The sequence below is a fragment of the Alloyangia pacifica genome, from assembly GCF_900116195.1.
Taxonomy (GTDB): Bacteria; Pseudomonadota; Alphaproteobacteria; order Rhodobacterales; family Rhodobacteraceae; genus Salipiger; species Salipiger pacificus.
Genome location: NZ_FOZW01000008.1, coordinates 1 through 18355, shown reverse-complemented (window position 1 = coordinate 18355; position 18355 = coordinate 1). Strand labels below are relative to the sequence as shown.

Sequence of the window (18355 nt, the reverse complement as noted above, 5' to 3'; positions counted from 1 at the left end):
TTTCATGACCCAGAAGACAGCAATCGTCACCGGCGCCGCGCGCGGCATCGGGCTCGCGACGACCAAGCAGTTCCTCGCGGAGGGCCGCCGCGTGGCGATGATCGACCGCGACGCCGAGGCGCTGATGGCGGAGGCCGGGCAGCTGCAGAACGTGCTGCCGGTGGTCTGCGACGTCTCGCAGCCGGAGCAGGTGTCGGCGATGATCGACGAGGTGGCCACGAAATTCGGCCGCATCGACGCGCTGGTGAACAACGCCGGGGTCGCCGATTTCGGCCCCATCGAGGAGACCAGCTTCGAGCGCTGGCGCACGGTCATGGCGACCAATCTCGACGGCGTGTTCCTCTGCTCGCAGGCCGCCGTGCCGCATTTGAAAGAGGTGCAGGGCGCCATCGTCAACATCGCCTCGATCTCCGGGCTGCGCGCCTCGACGCTGCGGGTGGCCTATGGCACCTCCAAGGCCGGGGTGATCCAGCTGACGCAGCAGCAGGCGGCGGAGCTGGGCGAATACGGCATCCGCGCCAACTGCGTGGCGCCTGGCCCGGTGCGCACCAAGCTCGCCATGGCGGTGCATTCGCCCGAGATCATCGCCGCCTATCACGATGCGATCCCGCTCAACCGCTATGGCTCGGAGGACGAGATTGCCTCGGTGATCGTCTTCCTGTGCTCCGACAAGGCAAGCTATGTGACCGGTCAGACCATCGCCTCGGACGGTGGGTTCCAGTCGACCGGGGTGGGGCTGCCGGCGCTGCGCGTCTGAGCGGCGCGGTGCGGGTGGCACTGGCGCAGCCGCGTATTTGAAAAGAGAAGAAGGGGCGGCCGCTGGCACCCTGCGCAAGCGGGCCGTGCCGATGCGGTGCGCCCCGAGCGGGTGCGACCGCCGGGGACGTGCAGCCGGACCGCAGCACCGCAGCTCCGAGCCAATGTGGCGATGTCGGGGAAATTGCCGTCGGAGCGCGCGGCCAGCCCCTTTCGCAAAGCCATGCCACGTCACGCAGGTCCTTCAAGGGCGGGCACGGCAGGACCTTTGCGACGGTGAGCCGGGATCGCCCCGCGCGGCGGCGACCCCACCGCCCGCGTCTGCAGGCGAGCGGGCCTTTTGCGTGTCGGGTTTGACGCGTCCACCGCGCCGACCTCGCTCCGGCAGCGGCATGCCGGGTGTGGGGCCCGGGTGTGCGGTTCAGCGGTGCGCAGGTGTTTCAGGAGAGGGGGCAGTTCCGCAACGCCGCGCCGGGGCCTGGCTCGGCACCGAGACTGCGGGCGGGATGCGGGACGGTCGTGCCACGCCGGAGGCCATGGCGACGGCGGAGCCGCTCGGCCCGCGTGACATCCGGCGTTTTCGCTGCCGCGCAGGGCTGATTTTCGCGCGGTCCGTGGACGGGCTAAAGGGTTAGCGCAAGAGCGTTGGCGGGGCGGAGTGGGCGCAGAAAGACCCCGGTCAGCCGGTGGTCTCGAGGCCGAGGAAAGCGCGCATGCGGAGCGCCTGGCAGCGGGCCATTTCGCGGCCGGGGACAGTGGCGATGCCGGCCCGGCGCGCGGTTTTCAGCAGCTCGGTCTCTTCCGGGTCCGTGAGCGCCTCAGCGACGCAGCGTGCGCCTGCGATGAGTGCCGCGCCGAAGGGCGGCGGCGCGGCGCCCGGGCTTCCGGCGGGTGAGGCGTTCACCAGGATGTCGGCGCTGCCGGGCAAATCCGTGCGGATCTGCAGGGCGGCCACAGCGGCGAGTTTTTCCGCGAGGGCGGCGGTGCGGGCCGCGTCGGTGTCGATCAGGGCAATCTCGCGCGCACCGCGTTTGGCAGCCTCGATCGCGATGGCTCCTCCCGCAGCGCCGGCGCCGCAGATCGCCAGGCGCGCGCCGGCCAGCGCCACGCCCGTCATTTCGATCGCATCCAGCATGCCTTGACCGTCGAACATGTCGCCGACCATCCGGCCACCCTCGGTCAGCCGGACGGTGTTGACGACACCGAGCAGCCTCGCGGTGTCCGACAGCGCGTCGCAGGCCGATGCAAGTGAAGCCTTGTGCGGTACGGTGCTCAGGAAACCGGGCACGTTGCGGGCCTGGCGCACACACTCCAGAAACGGCGCGAGCCCGGCGGCGGGAAGGTCTAGGGGCACGCAGATGGCGTCCTGCCCCCTTGCGCGAAATACCTCGTTCCAGAGCGCGGGAGTAGCCACCTGCGCCACGGGATCCCCAAGGATCGGAATCACCTGCGTCGCTGTCCGGGTCGTTTCCATGCGCGTCCTCCTCGGCACAGTGCGTGGCGCCCCCCTTGACGCCGCATCTCGAACACTTTTAGTAAAGTTACACATTTTTGAGATCAAGTAACGAAAGGGTCCGGCGCGATGTTCGGCCGCAAGCCTCATAAGACGACAGCGGAGACCGTGGTGTCGGTCGTGGCTGCCTCGCTTCGGAGGGACATTGCCTTCGGGGAGCTGCCCCCGGACTCCAAGCTGAAGATCGAAGACCTGCGTGCCCGCTACGGGGGCTCGAACCATTCCGTGCGCGAGGCCCTGACGTTGCTGGCCTCCGAGGGGCTGGTGGAGGCCACCGCGCAGAGAGGGTTTCGCGTCGCCTCGGCCACCGAGGCCGACCTGCAGGACATCATCAAGCTGCGCGCGGAGCTGGAGCCGCTCGCCCTCAAATGGGCGATGCAAAAGGCCGACATCGCCTGGGAGGGAAAGCTCGTCGCGGCGCTGCACGCCGCCGACCGGGCGACGGACAGGCTGCTGGCGGACCCCGACGGCGCCGTCATGATGTGGGACGAAGCCGGACGGGCGCTGCACCAGGAGCTGATCGCGGGCTGCGGCTCGCCGCGCATGATCCGCGTGCTTGGCCAGCTCTATGACCAGTCCCGGCGCTTCCGGCTGGCGGCGCTGCGCGAAGGGCGTTGCGACCCGCGTGCGCTGCGCAGGGTCCGCGCCGAGATGGTCGAAGCCATTCTCGGGCACGACGTCGATGCTGCAATTCACAAGCTCACCCGCGACATCGCGCACGAGCTGGATACATCGCGCTCGCGGGAGGGCGATCACTAGGATTACCCCTGCCTCGGTCCGAGGCAACTACCTGAAGGAGGAGACCCCCACATGAAATCCCTGACACGGCGTGCCACGCTGGCCGCCCTCGGCGGCGCCCTGGCGACCCCCTATCTCGTGCGCTCGGCGCGCGCCGGAACCGCGGTGAACGTCGGCGCGCTGCGTTTCGTGAGCCATGCGCCCAGCTTCATCGCCTTCGAGCGTGGCTACTTCCAAGAAGCCGGGCTCGACGTCAACTTCGACTTCTTCGAAGCCGCGCAGCCCATGGCCGTGGCGATTGCCTCGGGCGACACAGACTACGCGATGACGGCGATCTCGGGTGGGCTCATCTCGCTGGCCGACAAGGGCGTGGCAAAGGTGATCGGCGGCGCGCTGACCGAGGAGAAGGGCATCTCTGGCCAGAAGATCCTCGCCTCGAACGCGGCCTATGAGGCGGGCCTCACCAGCCCCGCGGAGCTCGACGGCAAGACCTTCGGCATGACCCAGGCGGGCTCGTCCTTCCACTACATGGGCGCGCGCATCGCCGCCGCCGAAAACGCCGAGCTCAAGTTCAAGCCGCTGCAGAAAACCGGCGCGGTGATCGGCGCGATCAAGTCCGGGCAGATCGACGCCTGGTCCATCGTGCCGCATATCGCCAAGCCGCTGGCCGATGCCGGTGCCGTCAAGATCATCGGTGAGGTCGCGGACTACATTCCCGACTACCAGGTGACGACGGTCTTCACCTCGGCCAAGACCGCGGCGGACGAGGGCGAGCAGACCCGGGCCTTCCTCGCGGCGCTGTCGCGCGGCGCCGAGGACTTCAACGCCGCGCTGGTCGACAAGAGCGCCAGCGAGGAAGAACAGGAAGCCATCGTCGCGCTGCTCGCGGCGCACATCTACCCCGACCGCGCGCTGGAAGACGCCCGCGCGCCGATCGTCAACGGCGCGATGCGGATCAACGCGGGCCTGTCGCTGAACCGTGCGTCGATCATGGATCAGCTTGACTGGTTCAAATCCGAGAACCTCGTGAAGGCCGACATCGCCTACGAGACGCTCGTGGACGAGAGCTACGTCGAAGCGCGTTCCTGACCTGACAGTGCCGGCCGTTCGACCCTGAACGGCCGGCCACCCATCATCGGAAGATACCATGGAACTCAGACTCGAAGGGGTCTCGCATTGCTATGGCGATGTCGAGGTCATCCGCAATATCGACCTCTCCATACCCAAGGGGCGCATCGTCTGCATCGTGGGCCCCTCGGGCTGCGGAAAATCCACTCTGCTGCGCTTTCTCGGCGGCCTCGAGCGCCCCACATCGGGGACGGTGAGCCAGGTCGGCGAGCCGCCGGCCGACAGCATCAACCCCCTCACCTACGTGTTCCAGGATTTCGCGCTGCTGCCGTGGCGCACGGTGGAGGGGAATATCTCGCTGATCCTGTCGGACCACGGCGTGCCGAAGAAGCGGGCCGATGAGATCATCAGCGATGTGCTGGCCCGCACCAAGCTGAGCGATTTCCGCAAGGCGCTGCCCAAGCAGCTGTCGGGCGGCATGAAGCAGCGCGTCGCCATCGCCCGGGCGCTGGCTGTCAATCCCGCAGTGCTGCTGATGGACGAGCCGCTTTCGGCGCTCGACAGCCAGACGCGCGAGCTGCTGATGGATGACCTCGTGGACCTCTGGACCCGTTCGCCCTTCACCGCCGTCTACGTCACCCACAACCTGGCCGAAGCCGTGCGCCTGGGCCACCAGATCGTCGTGCTGTCGCGCCGCCCCGGAAAGATCAACGAGGTGGTCGAGATCGACACCCCCCTCGCGGATCGCAGCGCCACCGACCCCGAGCTCGAACGCACCCAGCAGCATCTCTGGGCGCTCATGCGCGCAGAGGCCGAGGCCGCCGATATGGAATTGATCGATGACTGACATCGCAACCCAGACCCCAGACGTCCGCCCGGTCGAGTTCCGCGGCGGCGGCTTCCGCCCGTCTTCGCCGCGTTGGGTCGGCGCGCTTGTCTTCGTGCTCCTGATCGCCTTCCTCGAATGGGGCACGCGCGCCGGGTTCATCTCGTCGCTCACCGTGCCGCGTCCCTCGGACGTCTTCCTGACGCTCTGGGATCTCGCCGCCTCGGGCGCGCTCTGGACCAACCTCGCGCCCTCGCTGATGCGGCTGCTCGTCGGCGGCACCATCGGCGCCACCGTGGGGATCGCCGTCGGCGTGATGATCGGCCTTTTCTCCTTTGCCAGGGCCGGTCTCGTGCCGCTGGTGGCCGCGATCTTCCCGATCCCCAAGATCGCGCTGCTGCCGCTCTTCGTGATCTGGTTCGGCATCGACGAGGCCTCGAAATATGCGCTCATCGCCTTCGGGACCTTCACCCCGACGGTGGTCTCGACCTATGGCGCCGTCGACAACGTCGATCGCTCGCTGATCCGGATGGGTCAGAGCTTCGGCCTGCGCTGGTCGACCGTGGTCTTCCGCATCGTGCTGCCCGGCGCTATGCCCGGCATCCTGTCGGGTCTGCGGGTCAGCCTCGCGATTGCGATCATCCTGCTGGTGGCCGCCGAAATGCTCGGCGCGGAGCATGGCATCGGCGCCTATATCCTGCAGGCGGGCTCGCTCTACGATCTCGAGCGCCTGTTTGCCGGGGTGACGATCCTGTCGCTGCTGGGCGTGCTTCTGTCGGCCGCCGTGGGCGCGGTCGAAAAGCACGTGCTGGGGTGGCGCACATGAGCCGCAAGATCGAAAGCGAATACGACGTCATCGTCGCCGGCGGCGGGGCAGCCGGTGTCGGCGCGGCGCTCGGTGCCGCCCGCGCCGGGGCCAAGGTCTGCCTCGTCGAGAAATACGGCTTCCTCGGCGGGGCGGCGACGACCTCGCAGGTGCTGGCCTACTGCGGCTTCTTTCAGCAGGGGCGCACCCCGATCAAGGCCGTCGGCGGCGCCGGTGACCTCGTGCTGGAGGCCATGCGCAGTTGCGGCATGACCGGCGAGGCCTACAACTCCGAGACCACCGGAAACTGGATCATCCTGCTGAATCCCGAGGGCACCAAGCTGGCGTTCGACCGGGTGCTGGCCGACCATGGCGTCGACGTGCTGCTGCATTCGCGTGTCGCCGCTGCGACGCGGACCGCCAACCGGATCGAATCCGTCACCGTCGCCGGGATGGAGGGGCGCCGCCGCATCGCCGCCGAAGGTTTCGTCGATGCGACGGGGGATGCCAACCTCTCGCTCGTCGCCGGCATCGCCATGCGCGAGGGCGATGATCAGGGCCGGCTCCAGGCGGTCTCGGCCCCCATCCGGATCTCGGGTCTCGACCCGGAGGTGCCCTTCGACCGCGAGGCGATCAAGGCGGCGGTCCGGCACTACAATGCAAGCGGGGCCTATCCGATCACCCGCGACGACGGCGGCATCTATACGCGCATTCCCGGGACCGGCGACATGTGGTGGATGATCATCGACCTTGCCCTGCGCGACCTCAGCTCGAGCAGCTTTACCTGGGCCGAGCAGCGCGCGCGGGAGATGGCGCATGACTACGTGGCGATGCTGCGCGCGCATGTGCCCGGCTTCGAGCGCTGCTTCCTCGCCCAGTCTGGTCCGCAAATCGGCATCCGCGAGAGCCGCCATCCCGCCACCCGCTACGAGATGACCGGACAGGACCTGGCCAGCGGGCGGCAACGCCCCGACAGCGTGGCGCGCGCCGCCTGGCCGGCGGAGCTGCATGGCGAGGCCGGCAAGCCGGTGTACCACTCGGTGGGCGGGCCAGGCTACGCCTCGGTGCCGCTCGACAGTCTGCGGGTGCGCGGGCTGGAGAACCTCTTCGTCGCCGGGCGGGTCATCGGGGCGGACCCCGTCGCCTACGGATCGGTGCGGGTGATGGGCACTGCCTTCGCCACCGGCGAGGCTGCCGGCATCGCCGCCGCCATCGGCGCGGAAGACGGCGAGACCGTCGGCGCGGAAGTCCGCCGCCTCGGCGGGCTGACCTGATCGGGGGCGGGCCTCGGCCCGCGCTGAAGCAGTCCGGGTGCTGCCGGGTGTACCGGCGGCACCCCGCGTCCATGGTCGTGCGTCATGTGCCGAACCCCGGATCGAACCCTCGTTTCCCGGCCCGGCCTCAGCTCACCACCCCCGCCAGCTTGAGCCTGTCGATCTCGGCCTCCACGGCCTCGGCGAAGGCCAGGCCGACCGCGCTGAGCGGGCGGCCCTGCGGCACGAACTGGGCGATGTCCCAGGTGATCGCGGGGATCAGCCGGTGCGAGGTCACCTTCTCGGGGTCAAGCAGCTGGCTCGCCACCGGATCGACGATCGCCACCCCGACCCCGCGTTCGACCAGCCGCACCACCCCGTGCAGTGTGCGCAACTCGGCGGCGATCGGGCGATCGACGTTGATCGTCTCCATCATGTGGTCGACGCGCTGGCGCAGAGGGCTGCCCTCGGCAAGGTCGATGAACCATTCCTTGCGCAAGCGGGGGAGGGGAATTTCCTCAACATCGCCAAGCGGATGCCCCTTTGGCAGGATGCAATGCGCCGCGCAGTGCGCGAGCGCCCGCGCGTCGCCGCCGAAGGCCTCCGCGTTGAGCGTGATCCCGAAGGCGAGATCGCAGCGCTGCTCGCTGATCATCCGTAGCAGCTCGGCCATGCCGACATCGACGATCTGCACCGTGGCAAGCGGATGGGTCTCGCGGAAGCTCTGCAGTGCGTCGAGCAGGAAGGTGTCGCAGAAGATCGGCTGGGCGGCGATCACCAGGTGCCCGACCTGACCGTTGGAGATCGCCACCGCCTCCTGTTCGAGGCTGCGCAGCCCGGCCAGATGCCGCACCACGGTCTGGTGAAAACGGAATGCCTCGGGCGTCGGCGCGAGGCGATTCCGTTTGCGTAGAAACAGATCGAAGCCGACCTTTTCCTCCAGCGAGGAGAGCAGACGGCTGACCATCGGCTGGCTTGCCTCAAGGTCCTCTGCCGCCATCTTGACGCCGCCGAGGCGCATGTAGGCGTCAAAAGCCTCCAATTCCCGTGTCTTGAACATTCACTCTCCCTCAGTATGCATATTGTGCAATTTCTTCTCCGCCATTGTCAATTCTCGCATACTGTGAATGGTGCACCACATCCAACAGTCCGGCCCGCGCCGGAGCAGATGTGAGGTAATCATGAAAAAACTTCTTGGCACGATCGCGCTTGCCGTGATCGCAGCAACCGGGCCCGCGGCGGCCCAGGACTATCCCGATCAGGCGGTGACGCTCGTCGTTCCCTACGGCCCGGGTGGCGCCTCGGACCTCGCCGGTCGCGCGCTGGCGGAAACCGCGCAGCCGTTCCTCGGCCAACCGGTCACCGTGATGAACAAGCCCGGCGCAGGCGGCATGAACGGCGCGCGCTCGGTCTCCGAAGCTGAGCCGGATGGCTACACGCTGCTGCTCGCCCGTGTCGGCATGGCGCTGTCGCCGGCCGTGACCCCCGGCAACGCCGTGGAGTGGGACGCCTACACCTTCCTCGGCGCGCTCGAAGCCACGCCGATGATCCTCGCCGTGCGCGGCGATGCGCCCTACAACTCGGTTGAAGAGCTTGTAGCGGCGATCAAGGACAGCAACGGCCGCATGACCTATGCCGCCTCGGGCGCGACCGCGATCGACGGCTTCACCACCCAGGCGCTGCTGGCCGACAATGACCTTGACCCGCTGACCGCCGCGACCCTCGTGCCCTACAAGGGCGGCGGTGCCCTCGCGACCGCGCTGCTCGGCGGCCACGTCGATTTCGTCGCCATGGCGGCGGCCTCGCTGATGCCGCACATCGAGAGCGGCGACATGAAGGCGCTGATGGTCTTTGCCCCGAAGCGCATGGAGAGCCTGCCCGACGTCGCCACCGCCGCCGAGCTCGGCTACGAAAAGGCCGGCCAGATCGCCGGCTGGAGCGCGCTCTACGGCCCCAAGGACCTGCCCGAGGACGTGGTTGCCAAGTGGCATGACGTGCTGGGCCAGGTGGCCACCGACGAGAAGTGGCTCGACCTCGCGGCACGCCGCGGCTCGATCTCGACCATCGGCGACGTCGACATGACCGACTACGCCAAGAGCCAGTACGAGCTGTTCCACGGTCTCGCGCAGGACTTCGGCTACCTGTCGAACTGAGCGCCTGCCGCTCCGGGCCGCGCCTCGTCGCGGCCCGTCTGACATCCGACCTGCCGACCCGTCGGCGCGGCCCTGCCAGCAAGGCCGCGCCACCGCCTCGCCCCGCCGTGCCGGGGCCTCTCATTTCCCAGGAACGTCCTCATGCCCAAGCCCGTCCTGCGGGGGCTGATCATTGTCGCCTTCTTCGCGCTGACCGCCTTCGTTCTCGTCCCCGCCTTCGTGCCGCGCCCGGCCTTCATCCCGGGCTTTGCCCCGCCGCCGGACATGTGGCCGCGGACCGTCTCGCTCGCGGGGATCGCGCTCGGCGCGCTGGTGCTGCTTCTGGCTTTCACCCGCCCCCGTGCGGCCGAGGAGCCGGTCGAGACCGACGGCAGCACCCCGGCGCGCATGACGGTGCGCTTCGCCGGGCTGATGCTGGCCTTCGTGCTCTTTCTCGTGGCCATTCCGCTGCTCGGATTCCTGCTCTCGACGGTGCTGCTCACGCTCTGCATCGTGCTGATGACCGGCGAACGCGGCCATGCGGTCTGGATCGCGCTGCTTGCCTTCGGCGGGCCGATCCTGCTGCAGATCTTCTTCCATTCGGCGCTCGGCACGCAGTTCCCGAAGGGCGTGCTGACGAAGCCCTTCGGCTTCTGATCGGAGTTACCCATGTTCCACGAAATCCTCTCCGCGCTGGTCGCCGTGGCGACGCTGCAGAACCTGCTGATCATGATCGCGGGCATCTGGGGCGGCGTCATCGTCGGCGCGATCCCCGGCATGACCGGGACTATGGCAGTCACCCTCGCGCTGCCCTTCACCTTCTACATGGACCCGGTGCCCTCGATCCTGCTGCTGGTCGCCCTCTACAAGGGCTCGACCTACGGCGGCTCGGTCTCGGCGATCCTGATCAAGACCCCGGGCACCGCCTCGGCGGCCTGCACCGCGCTCGACGGCTACCCGCTGGCGCAGCAGGGCAAGGCGGGCAAGGCGCTCAACATGGCGCTCTATTCTTCGGTGATCGGCGACTTCGTCTCGAACCTTTCGCTGATCTTCTTCGCCGCGCCGCTCGCCGTTCTGGCGCTGCGCATCGGCCCGCCCGAGTTCTTCATGCTGATGCTCTTCGCGCTGACCACCGTGGCGGGCGTCTCGGGCAGCTCGCTGCTGCTGGGCCTCGTCTCGGCCGCGCTGGGTCTGCTGCTGGCAACCGTGGGCGAAGACATGTACGGCTCGTTCCGCTTCGCCTTCACCCCCGACATGCAGGCGGGTCTGTCGATCGCGCCGGTGCTGATCGGCCTCTTCGCGCTGCCCGAGCTGATCAAGCTGGTGGTGATGCGCGCGGCCAAGAAGGAAGAGGCGGCGACGCTGGGCGCGCAGCACGTGACCCGCGAGGAATTCATGGGCTCGCTGAAGACCATCCTCAAGGGCTCGGTCATCGGCTCGGTGCTGGGCGCGATCCCAGGCATTGGCCCGTCCTCGGCGGCCTTCTTCTCCTACGGCGAGGCGCAGCGCAGCTCGAAGACGGGGGCGAACTTTGGCAAGGGCGAGCTTGAGGGCATCGCGGCCTCGGAGTCGGCTAACAACGGCGCCTGCGGCGCGACGATGATCCCGCTGCTGGCGCTCGGCGTGCCCGGCGACGTGATCACCGGCGTCATGCTCGGTGCCTTCATGATCCAGGGCCTCACCCCTGGCCCGCTGCTGTTCCAGACCAACATCCATGAGGTCTACATGCTGCTCATCGGCATGCTGGTGTCCTCGGTGCTGCTCTTCTTCGCCGGCAAGATCACCATGCGCATGTTCGCCAAGGTTTCGCACATCCCGCAGACCCTGCTGACGCCGCTGGTTCTGCTGCTGTGCATCTTCGGCATCTACTCGATCGCCTCGAGCACCTTCGACGTGGCGGTGCTGCTGGTCATGGGCGTGGTCGGCTTCGGCATGTTCCTGCTGAATATTCCGGCGGCGCCCTTCCTTATCGCCTTCATCCTCGGCCCGATGCTGGAAGAGAACCTGCGCCGTGCCCTGGCGATCTCGCGCGGCGATCCGGCGGTGCTACTGTCGTCGCCGATCACCTGGGTCTTCGCGGTGCTCATCCTGTTCGTCCTGACCATCACGGTGCGGCGCGAAATCCAGAAAACAAAGACAGAAAGACGAGTTGCACAATGACCCTGCAGAGCGAGACAAAGCCCGCCGCCCCTGACCGGCAGGCCAGCGCCGCGCAGCACCTTTCGGACCTGATCGCCTTCGACACGGTGTCCCGCAACGGCAACCGGCCGCTGATCGATCACATGGCCGACTATCTTGGCGCGCTCGGCGCGCGGATCACCATCCTGCCCGACGAAACCGGCGCCAAGGCCAACCTCGTCGCCGCCTTCGGCCCCGAGGACGTGGGCGGGATGGTCTGGTCCGGGCACACCGACGTGGTTCCGGCGGACGAGCCGGAATGGCAGAGCGATCCGTTCAAGGCCGAGATCCGCGGCGGCAGGCTCTACGGACGTGGCGCCTGCGACATGAAGGGTTTTGCCGCCTGCGCCATGGCGGTCGCCCCCAAGCTGGCAGCCGCATCGCTGTCGCGCCCCGTGTACTTCTGCTTCTCCTATGACGAGGAGGTCGGCTGCCTCGGCGCTCCGGCAATCGCACGGCACCTCGCCGCGCTGCCTGTCCCGCCGGAGTTCGCCATCATCGGCGAGCCCTCGATGATGCAGCTGGTGACCGGCCAGAAGGGCAAGATCGCGATGCGCGCGCATGTCACCGGCACCTCGGGGCATTCCTCCTTCGTGCCCGAGCATGTCAACGCCATCGAATACGCAGCCCGCGCCATCGCGATGATCTCGGAGCGCGGCAAGCGCTACGAGACCGAGGGACCTTTCGATCCCGACTTCACCGTGCCCCATGCGACCATGCTGGCGACGATGATCGACGGCGGGGTGGCCACCAACGTGACCCCGGACAGCTGCAGCTTCACCTTCGAGCTGCGCTCGATCGCCGACATGGACCCCGAGGCCGACATGGCCGAGCTGCTGGCGCGGATCGAGGCCGAGCTGGGCCGCGAGATGGCCGCGAAGACCGAAGGCACCGGCATCGCCTTCGAACGCATCTTCGCCTATCCGCCGATGGGCGAGGCGCGGAACACGGCGGGCTATGCCCGCTACGCGCGGCTGATGCCCGAGGCCTGGGGCGGCAAGGTTTCCTACGGCTCCGAAGGCGGCATCTTCGAGCAGACCGGGGGCATCCCCTCGGTGATCGTCGGTCCGGGCTCGATCGAGCAGGCGCACAAGCCCAACGAGTTCGTCGACCTCGACCAGCTCGATGCCTGCGTTGCCTTCCTCGAAAGCATCCTCGCCGAGCTCTGCGCCAACCCCGCCTGAGCCCCCCCGGGGCCCCGGATCAAGGTCCGAAGCTCTCCGCTTCGGCTACCGCAGCCGACGACATCCCGCCGGGAAACCGCAGGCCCGTGCCCTATGGAGGGCGCGGGCCGTGACCTCCGCCCGATGACTTCAGATCAGCCGCGCGAGCCGGTAGGCATCGAGAATGGCGGCATGAACATCGCGCGAGGCCACGGCATCGCCGATCCGGTGCAGCGCAAACCCGTGCTGGACTGCGAGCGGCGCGGAGTTGCCAGCGCGCTGCGTCAGCGCGTCCATATCGGTAATGCCACGATTGGCGGAGGCCGCGCAGAGGGCGTCAAACACATCGTCGAGCGGCCGTGTGCCATGCTCGATCACCACCGATGCGGCGCTCCGGGCAGACTCTTCGCCGGTGTAGGTGTTGCGGAACACGGCCTCGAGACCGCTGCCGGTCCTGCGCACCGAGACAAGCCGCGCATCCGTCACCTGTTCCACGCCGATCTGCGCGAAACGCTTCCGGAATCCGCTGCGGTCCTGGTACGGCATCTCGACCGCAACCGCATCGTCGGGGGTCGCGAAGATGACCTGCTTGCCGTTCCGGCTCAATTCAAGCGCGCAGGAGGCGGCGGCCTGCCTGCCGGTCCCGTCATAGACCAGCGCGGTTTCGCCGGAGGGCATACGACCGCCGAGAACATCCCAGACCGAGAGGCAGTGATCCGCCCCTTCCAGCCAGTCGAGATCGGGAATGCCGCCCGTCGCGACGATGACGGTGTCGGGGCTCTCTGCAAGGATGTCGGAGGCTTCGGCGAAGCTGTTCAGGCGGATATCGACACCAAGGCGCTGCAACGCGCTTTCGCGCCAGTCGAGGATGCCCAGAAGATCGGCGCGTTCCCTGACCCTTGTCGCGATCCGGAGCTGACCACCGAGTTGCGCGGCCGCTTCGAAGAGCGTGACACGATGGCCGCGCAGGGCTGAGACCCGGGCCGCCTCGAGCCCGGCGGGTCCGCCGCCAACGACCACGACGCGGCCGGGCCTCGCGGCTCTGGGAACATCATGCCCAAGCGTCAGTTCGCGGGTCGTGGCGGGGTTGTGAATGCAATGCGCCTTGCGGAACAGGCAGTAGGAGGCCCCGACACAGGGCCTGATTTCTTCTTCGGTCCCCGCTTCGAGCTTGCGGACGAGATGCGGGTCCGCGAGGTGGGCACGGGTCATGCCGACGAGGTCCACGAGGTTCTCGCGGATCGCATGGCGTGCGGTTGCAACGTCCCTGATCCCGCCCGCGTGCAGCAGCGGAAGGCGCACCTCCTTGCGGAAGGCCTCGACCGAGGGAAGGTAGGGCGCGCTCTTCTGGAACATTCCCGGCATGTTGTCTTCGGACAAGGTCAGGTCGCTGTCCATCAGGCCATAGATGCAGTTGAAGAAATCCACGGTGCCTTCGCGTTCGAGGATCTGCGCGATGGCGACCGCGTCCTCGAGCGTGAGCCCGCCTTCGACACCCTCGTCCACGACCAGCCTGATACCGATCGGAAAGGCCTCGCCGACCGCCCTGCGGATGGCGTCATGCACCATCAGGGCAAAGCGGACGCGGTTCTCGAGGCTGCCACCGAAACCGTCGGTGCGAAAATTCGTCAGCGGCGAGAGGAACTGTCCAATCAGGTGACCGCCGGTCAGGGTCTCAACCCCATCGAGCCCCGCCTCCGCTGCGCGCCGGGCCGCCTCTGCGTAGTCGGCGACGATCCTGTCGATGTCGTCCCGGCTCATTTCCCGGGGGAAGGCGCGATTGCGCGGTTCCCTGACCCGTGACGGCGCAAGCACCGGAAGCCACGCACCGGTGGCGTATTGCGCGCGCCGGCCGAGATGCGAGATCTGTGTCATGACGGCAGCGCCGACCCCATGGACTTCCTCGGCGAGCTTCTGCAGGTGCGGGATCACCGCATCGGTGGAAAGGTTCAGCTGCCCGCCGCCCCAGCTCGAGTCGCGCGACACCATGGCGCTGCCGCCGATCATGGTCATCGCGATGCCGCCGCGGGCCTTTTCGACGTGATAGGCCCGGTAGCGCTCGCCCGGCATGCCCCCGTCGTCGAGGGCCGAGGCATGCGACGTGCTAATCACACGGTTGCGCAGTGTCAGCCCCTTCAGGACGAACGGATCGAGAAGCGGGTCCTTGGTGAGGGTCGGGGCGGATGTGTCCATGCGTTCAGCTCCTGATCCGGGTGACCGCCGCAAGCGGTATTCATTCGCTGCAAGCGTGACCGCAAGACAGGCCTAGGTGAAGCTTGAATAAATGAGAGCAAGGTATACGCTCTGCGTATGGAAGAGTTCAGCCGGAGGTTCGCCTCTCTCAAGCCGTTTCTGGTCTTCGAATGCGCGGCGCGATGCGGCAGCTTCTCGGCCGCCGCCAAGGCGTTCAACATCTCGCAGCCGTCGGTCAGTCGCAACGTCGCGCAGCTGGAACGGGAGCTCGGCGTGGCGCTGTTCGACCGGCGGCCGACCGGCGCAGAGCTGAGCGACGCCGGCCGCGAGCTCTTTCATGCGATCACCCAGGGCATGGGCACCATCATGCGCACGATCAATGAGATCGAGCGTCGGCGGCAGGAGGATGCGGGGGTTGTCAGCCTCTCGGTCTCCGGTTCCTTCGTGGCGCATTGGATGGCTCCCCGGCTTGCCGCCTTCAGCCAGGCCTTTCCGGAAGTCCGGCTGAGGTTTCACCTGATGTCGGGCCTGATGCGGGGCCTTCCGGAAGATGTCGATCTGGCGGTGCGCACCGCTGCCCCGTCGGAGCAGGCGGCCCGGACATGGGATTTCGCACCGGAGGTTGTCCTTCCGGTCAGCAGCCCGGGCTATCTGGCCGCGCGGAGGACGGCGGGGGGGCACACGTTCCTGCACTTCTCCGATCACGCCCGCGAGATCTGGAAAGAGATGTCAGACCTCGGCACACCGGGCGATCGGGAGGGCGATGTCTGCCATGAGTTCGACGATTACTCGGTCGCTCTTCAGGCCGCGCTGGACGGCAGCGGCGTGGCGCTCGGCTGGCTGAGCGTGACCTCCCGGCTGCTGCTCGAGGGCAGGTTGGTCCCGGTCGGGGGCCGGGCGCATCGCGCAGAGCGGGTTCACCGCCTGATCGAATGCGGCAACGGTGTCCCGCGTGAGATCGTTGCCGACATCGCGCAATGGCTCGTGGATCGGATGAAAGACGACCTTTCGGAGCTGCGACCGATCCTGCCCCGCTCCGCCGGGATCTGATGCCCGCAGCCTGCGGGTTTGTGCGATGACGGCCCTGCCTCCGGCAGCGGAGCTGCGGCAAGATAGGGCAGAACCGCGATGCCCCTGCGCGGATCGAGCCGCGGCGCCTCGTCGGCTTCGACTTTCCGGGAAGACAGATCTTCCGGGGCTCGGTTGCCGCGATTTAGATCGCGGCAACCCCTTGATGCTGTCCCTGCGTGTCAGCTTGCGAAGCGCTCGGGCCGGAAGGGGTCGAGCAGCGGGTGGCGCAGCTCCAGTGCCATTTCCTCGGCCAGAAGTTCGCCGGCGAGCAGGCCCAGCGTCGCGCCGCTGTGCGAGAACGCCACGAAGCAGCCAGGCAGTTTTTCGAGCTCTCCGAACACCGGCTCTCCGTCCCCGGGGATCGGCTTGGGACCAAGATGCACCGCCTTGACCTGCAGGTCCGGCGCGCCGCTGAGAACCTTGCGGGCCTCGTCGATCAACCCGCTGACCGTCGAGGGCAGCGCCTCGAAGGTGCCGTCTTCGTGCACCACCACCTCTTCCTCGGACCAGCCGGAGTCGAGGTAGAACGCGCCGTCGGGGGTTGGACGGATGGCGACGCGCGGGGTGTTGAGCACGGCGCGGAGCGGATGCGCAAGCGGATGGGTCTCGACGAGCAGTGCGACCGGCGTGTCGTCACCGATGGTGATGCCCTGTTCGGCCACCGTGGCGGGAACCGCGGGGCCCGTGGCAAGCAGCAGCTTGTCGGCAGAGAATGTGCGTCCGTCGGCGCAGCGCGCGCCGGTGCAGCGCCCGTCTTCCACGATCAGGTCGGCCCGGCCCGCATCGGTGACGATGGTGCCGCCCGCGGCCCTGACTTCAGCGGCGAGCTGATCGATCAGCGACGGCAGGTCGACCCAGCCTTCATTGGGGTTGAGGATCGCGCCGGCACTCGTCACCTGCGCGCCATCAACTCCCTCGATCTGTGCGCTCACTTCATCGCCCGACAGCAGTTCGGCGGGATAGCCCAGGTCCCGCTCGTAGCGGAAGACATCAGCGATCTCGTTGCTGTCGTCTTCCGCGTCCCATGTCAGCCCGCCGCCGAAGGACAGCCAGCTGACGCCGGGATTGCGGTCGGCCAGCACACGGTAGCGCTCGATCCCGGCCTGGCGGAGACGGTGATAGGGCAGGCTGCGCCGCCGTGCCGTGTTGAGCCAGGCCAGCGAGCGCCCGGAGGCTCCGTTGCCCAGCGGGCCATCGTTGATCAGGGTTACCCGCACGCCGATGCGGCTGAGCTGCGCGGCGGTCGAGACGCCGAAGATGCCGCCGCCGATGATCAGCGCCGTGGAAATGGAGGGTTTGGGGCACTGCATGTCAGTCTCCTGCTTGTCCCGTTGTCGAGGTGATGGCTTCCCAGCGGCGGCTCTGCGCGGCGCGTGTTAGCGCCTCGAGCGTGGCGGCGTTGCCAAGGATGTCCGCGGCCGCACCGGCGGCGAAATGGTTCTGATGCACCGCCCGGGCAAAGCTCTCGGCCTGCAGGCGGTACTGGTCGGCGGGCGGGCAGGTCAGCAGCTCGCGCCCGCCACCGAGAAGATCGGTGCCGCTGTCGAGCGCCAGCCGCGCCGCGTGATCGGCCGGGCAGTTAAAGGGCGCGTCGAGCACGAGGTAGCCCTCGGTGCCGAGCAGCGTGAGCTGCTGAACCAGCGCGGACTGGGTCGAGACGGTGAAGCTCAGCTGGCCGCCACCCGTAAAACGCGCGGCCCCGGTGGTCAGACGGTCGGTGCCGAAGTCCGGATCGAGGTCCATTGTGCAGCTCACCGCCTCGGGCTCGTCGCCGAAAAAGAACCGCGCGGTGTCGACCGCGTAGCACCCGACGTCATAGAGCCCGCCACCGCCGATGTCCTTCTGGTTGCGGACATTTTGCGGATCGTCGTTGCAGTAGCTGAACAGCGCCTGCACGCCGGTGAGCCGGCCGATCCGGCCCGCGCTCACCAGTTCACGGGCTCTGATCCATTGCGGGTGGTGGCGGGTCATGAAGGCCTCGGCCACCACCCGCCCCGCGGCTTGCGCCGCTGCGGTGACCTCGCGGGCTTCGGCGAGGCTCAGCGCGAGGGGTTTCTCGCACAGCACGTGCTTGCCGGCGGCCAGCGCCTGCAAGGTCAGGGGCACGTGCAGGTGGTTTGGCAGGGGGTTGTAGATCACGTCGATCTCGGGGTCCGCGAGCAGTGCCTCGTAGCTGCCGTAGGCGCGCGGGATGCCGAACTCGCCGGCCATGGCCTCGGCCCGGGCGACATCGCGCGAGGCGATCGCGGCGAGGCGGCAACCCTCGGCATCCCGCAGGGCGGGCAGCATCGCCTTGCGCGCGATGCCGGCGGTGCCGAGGATGCCCCATGATAGGTCTTTCATCGGAGTTTCCTTAGGTTTTCCGTGTCACAGGACCTCGGCGAAGAACTTCTTCAGCCGGTCGGTCTGCGGGTTGTCGAAAAGCGCATCGGGCGTGCCGGCTTCGACGATCTTGCCCTCGTCCATGAAGACGATCTGGTCAGCGACCTGCCGCGCGAAGCCCATCTCGTGGGTGACCACGACCATGGTCATGCCGCGCCGCCCGAGATCGGCCATGAGGTTGAGCACGCCCTTCACCAGTTCCGGGTCGAGGGCGCTGGTGACCTCGTCGAAGAGCACCACCTCGGGGTCCATCGCCAGAGCCCGGGCGATGGCGACG

General features: G+C 67.9%; 17 protein-coding genes. 11 read left to right on the top strand and 6 right to left on the bottom strand.

Annotated elements, in window-relative coordinates:
• Window positions 1-4 precede the first annotated feature (4 nt).
• Window positions 5-757 (top strand): SDR family NAD(P)-dependent oxidoreductase, encoded by a 753-nt coding sequence (locus tag BM397_RS16825; protein ID WP_092426876.1) that lies wholly within the window; start codon window positions 5-7, stop codon window positions 755-757.
• A 678-nt stretch (window positions 758-1435) separates the two neighbouring features.
• Here BM397_RS16825 and BM397_RS16820 read toward each other — a convergent pair.
• The gene (locus BM397_RS16820) at window positions 1436-2230 is read right to left on the bottom strand and encodes a shikimate dehydrogenase family protein (protein ID WP_176806719.1); all 795 of its coding nucleotides are present in this window, start codon (window positions 2228-2230) and stop codon (window positions 1436-1438) included.
• Between the two features lie 150 nt (window positions 2231-2380).
• On the opposite strand from BM397_RS16820, the gene BM397_RS16815 reads away from it, so the two are divergent.
• The 5 genes from BM397_RS16815 to BM397_RS16795 are packed head-to-tail and all read left to right on the top strand — an operon-like array spanning window position 2381 to window position 6980.
• Window positions 2381-3028 carry a GntR family transcriptional regulator gene (locus BM397_RS16815; RefSeq protein WP_245696129.1) on the top strand — a complete coding sequence of 216 codons (648 nt, stop codon included), beginning with the start codon at window positions 2381-2383 and terminating at the stop codon, window positions 3026-3028.
• Between the two features lie 51 nt (window positions 3029-3079).
• Window positions 3080-4096, top strand: a complete 1017-nt coding sequence (locus BM397_RS16810; RefSeq protein WP_092426870.1) for an ABC transporter substrate-binding protein — start codon at window positions 3080-3082, stop codon at window positions 4094-4096.
• Window positions 4097-4154: 58 nt separating this feature from the next.
• Window positions 4155-4922 carry an ABC transporter ATP-binding protein gene (locus BM397_RS16805; RefSeq protein WP_092426868.1) on the top strand — a complete coding sequence of 256 codons (768 nt, stop codon included), beginning with the start codon at window positions 4155-4157 and terminating at the stop codon, window positions 4920-4922.
• Window positions 4915-5727: an ABC transporter permease gene (locus tag BM397_RS16800; protein ID WP_092426866.1), complete on the top strand. Its 813-nt coding sequence runs from the start codon at window positions 4915-4917 to the stop codon at window positions 5725-5727. Before BM397_RS16805 ends, BM397_RS16800 begins: the two co-directional genes overlap by 8 nt.
• A complete protein-coding gene (locus BM397_RS16795) occupies window positions 5724-6980 on the top strand; it encodes an FAD-dependent oxidoreductase (protein WP_092426864.1) in 1257 nt (418 codons plus the stop codon). The genes BM397_RS16800 and BM397_RS16795 overlap by 4 nt, the downstream gene beginning before the upstream one ends.
• 127 nt (window positions 6981-7107) lie before the next feature.
• Here the strand turns inward: BM397_RS16795 and BM397_RS16790 are convergent, their stop codons facing one another.
• The gene (locus BM397_RS16790) at window positions 7108-8019 is read right to left on the bottom strand and encodes a LysR substrate-binding domain-containing protein (protein ID WP_092426862.1); all 912 of its coding nucleotides are present in this window, start codon (window positions 8017-8019) and stop codon (window positions 7108-7110) included.
• Window positions 8020-8140: 121 nt separating this feature from the next.
• On the opposite strand from BM397_RS16790, the gene BM397_RS16785 reads away from it, so the two are divergent.
• From BM397_RS16785 to argE, 4 genes are all read left to right on the top strand, one after another.
• Complete coding sequence (locus BM397_RS16785) at window positions 8141-9112, top strand: Bug family tripartite tricarboxylate transporter substrate binding protein (RefSeq protein ID WP_092426860.1); 972 nt, start codon at window positions 8141-8143, stop codon at window positions 9110-9112.
• Window positions 9113-9253: 141 nt separating this feature from the next.
• Window positions 9254-9748 (top strand): tripartite tricarboxylate transporter TctB family protein, encoded by a 495-nt coding sequence (locus BM397_RS16780; RefSeq protein ID WP_092426858.1) that lies wholly within the window; start codon window positions 9254-9256, stop codon window positions 9746-9748.
• A 12-nt stretch (window positions 9749-9760) separates the two neighbouring features.
• Window positions 9761-11251, top strand: a complete 1491-nt coding sequence (locus BM397_RS16775; protein WP_092426856.1) for a tripartite tricarboxylate transporter permease — start codon at window positions 9761-9763, stop codon at window positions 11249-11251.
• Window positions 11248-12453, top strand: coding sequence for an acetylornithine deacetylase (gene argE / locus BM397_RS16770; RefSeq protein WP_092426854.1), 1206 nt, complete (start codon window positions 11248-11250; stop codon window positions 12451-12453). The genes BM397_RS16775 and argE overlap by 4 nt, the downstream gene beginning before the upstream one ends.
• A 129-nt stretch (window positions 12454-12582) precedes the next feature.
• Here argE and BM397_RS16765 read toward each other — a convergent pair whose 3' ends face one another.
• Window positions 12583-14625 carry an NADH:flavin oxidoreductase gene (locus BM397_RS16765; protein WP_092426852.1) on the bottom strand — a complete coding sequence of 681 codons (2043 nt, stop codon included), beginning with the start codon at window positions 14623-14625 and terminating at the stop codon, window positions 12583-12585.
• A 117-nt stretch (window positions 14626-14742) separates the two neighbouring features.
• On the opposite strand from BM397_RS16765, the gene BM397_RS16760 reads away from it, so the two are divergent.
• The gene (locus BM397_RS16760) at window positions 14743-15675 is read left to right on the top strand and encodes a LysR substrate-binding domain-containing protein (RefSeq protein ID WP_092426850.1); all 933 of its coding nucleotides are present in this window, start codon (window positions 14743-14745) and stop codon (window positions 15673-15675) included.
• Window positions 15676-15875: 200 nt separating this feature from the next.
• Here BM397_RS16760 and BM397_RS16755 read toward each other — a convergent pair whose 3' ends face one another.
• The 3 genes from BM397_RS16755 to BM397_RS16745 form a co-directional block, all read right to left on the bottom strand.
• Window positions 15876-17006 (bottom strand): NAD(P)/FAD-dependent oxidoreductase, encoded by a 1131-nt coding sequence (locus BM397_RS16755; RefSeq protein ID WP_092426848.1) that lies wholly within the window; start codon window positions 17004-17006, stop codon window positions 15876-15878.
• A 1-nt stretch (window position 17007) separates the two neighbouring features.
• Window positions 17008-18039, bottom strand: a complete 1032-nt coding sequence (locus BM397_RS16750; RefSeq protein WP_092427465.1) for a Gfo/Idh/MocA family protein — start codon at window positions 18037-18039, stop codon at window positions 17008-17010.
• Between the two features lie 24 nt (window positions 18040-18063).
• Window positions 18064-18355 (bottom strand): AAA family ATPase (locus BM397_RS16745; RefSeq protein WP_143187066.1); only part of this gene is annotated, 292 nt, incomplete at its 5' end.

What these genes read in the sequence shown, in the direction of transcription:
- BM397_RS16825 (WP_092426876.1), top strand. Translation starts at nt 5, where the DNA reads ATGACCCAGAAGACAGCAATCGTCACCGGCGCCGCGCGCGGCATCGGG.
- BM397_RS16820 (WP_176806719.1), bottom strand. Translation starts at nt 2,230, where the DNA reads ATGGAAACGACCCGGACAGCGACGCAGGTGATTCCGATCCTTGGGGAT.
- BM397_RS16810 (WP_092426870.1), top strand. Translation starts at nt 3,080, where the DNA reads ATGAAATCCCTGACACGGCGTGCCACGCTGGCCGCCCTCGGCGGCGCC.
- BM397_RS16805 (WP_092426868.1), top strand. Translation starts at nt 4,155, where the DNA reads ATGGAACTCAGACTCGAAGGGGTCTCGCATTGCTATGGCGATGTCGAG.
- BM397_RS16800 (WP_092426866.1), top strand. Translation starts at nt 4,915, where the DNA reads ATGACTGACATCGCAACCCAGACCCCAGACGTCCGCCCGGTCGAGTTC.
- BM397_RS16795 (WP_092426864.1), top strand. Translation starts at nt 5,724, where the DNA reads ATGAGCCGCAAGATCGAAAGCGAATACGACGTCATCGTCGCCGGCGGC.
- BM397_RS16790 (WP_092426862.1), bottom strand. Translation starts at nt 8,019, where the DNA reads ATGTTCAAGACACGGGAATTGGAGGCTTTTGACGCCTACATGCGCCTC.
- BM397_RS16785 (WP_092426860.1), top strand. Translation starts at nt 8,141, where the DNA reads ATGAAAAAACTTCTTGGCACGATCGCGCTTGCCGTGATCGCAGCAACC.
- BM397_RS16780 (WP_092426858.1), top strand. Translation starts at nt 9,254, where the DNA reads ATGCCCAAGCCCGTCCTGCGGGGGCTGATCATTGTCGCCTTCTTCGCG.
- BM397_RS16775 (WP_092426856.1), top strand. Translation starts at nt 9,761, where the DNA reads ATGTTCCACGAAATCCTCTCCGCGCTGGTCGCCGTGGCGACGCTGCAG.
- argE (WP_092426854.1), top strand. Translation starts at nt 11,248, where the DNA reads ATGACCCTGCAGAGCGAGACAAAGCCCGCCGCCCCTGACCGGCAGGCC.
- BM397_RS16765 (WP_092426852.1), bottom strand. Translation starts at nt 14,625, where the DNA reads ATGGACACATCCGCCCCGACCCTCACCAAGGACCCGCTTCTCGATCCG.
- BM397_RS16760 (WP_092426850.1), top strand. Translation starts at nt 14,743, where the DNA reads ATGGAAGAGTTCAGCCGGAGGTTCGCCTCTCTCAAGCCGTTTCTGGTC.
- BM397_RS16755 (WP_092426848.1), bottom strand. Translation starts at nt 17,006, where the DNA reads ATGCAGTGCCCCAAACCCTCCATTTCCACGGCGCTGATCATCGGCGGC.
- BM397_RS16750 (WP_092427465.1), bottom strand. Translation starts at nt 18,039, where the DNA reads ATGAAAGACCTATCATGGGGCATCCTCGGCACCGCCGGCATCGCGCGC.